The organism is Novosphingobium sp. B-7, assembly GCF_000410615.1.
GTDB lineage: Bacteria > Pseudomonadota > Alphaproteobacteria > Sphingomonadales > Sphingomonadaceae > Novosphingobium > Novosphingobium capsulatum.
Window position 1 is genome coordinate 1,042 of record NZ_KE148408.1, and the last position, 708, is coordinate 1,749.

Consider the following 708-nt stretch of genomic DNA (forward strand, 5'->3'; position numbering starts at 1 on the left):
CGCCCCAATCGGCCTCGATCAGCTGGCCCAGCGCGCTGCCAGCCATCGGCCCACGCCAGGCAATCGCCTGCCCCGGCTGCACCAGATGCCCCATCGACAGCATCGGCACGCCCCACGGGCTGGGGATCGGGATCATCGTCTTGTCGCGCGCCTCGGGCTTGCGCCCTTCGGTGCCGAGCAGGCGTGGCTGCGATGGGCCATAGATATCAGCATCGACCAGGCCGACCTTGCGCCCCAGCCGCGCAAGCGCCACGGCCAGGTTGGCCGACAGCGTGGACTTGCCCACCCCGCCCTTGCCCGACCCCACCGCCAGGATGCGCCGGCTGCGCTTTTCGGCAGTCAGCGCCACGCGCACCTCGTCCAGCCCGGCCGCCACGCCTGCCGCCTTGGCCGCCTGTTCCAGCGCGGCGCGCGCGGCGCCGTCCAGCCCGCCGGCATCGATCACCGCCGTCGCGCTCGTACCGGTCACCCGTACCACCTGAAGCCTTTCGCCACCCACGGCATCGGCAATGGCCTGGCGCACGGCCGCTTCATCGATCGTCACTGCTTGATTCCTGTTCCTTGGCGCATCTGTCCCGGCAACCCGGGGGCGTGCTATTGCCCCCTAGCAGACGAATTTTGGGAACGAGACACTGTTTTTCACGCGATCCCTTCCTATAAGACTGGTCATGACTGCTTTTCGTGGACTGGCCTTGCGCCCCCTCGCGC

General features: G+C 68.8%; 1 protein-coding gene. It reads right to left on the reverse strand.

Annotation, left to right across the window (positions count from 1 at the left end):
* Window positions 1-544 (reverse strand): P-loop NTPase (locus H926_RS34920; RefSeq protein ID WP_043610285.1); only part of this gene is annotated, 544 nt, incomplete at its 3' end.
* Window positions 545-708: the final 164 nt, after the last annotated feature.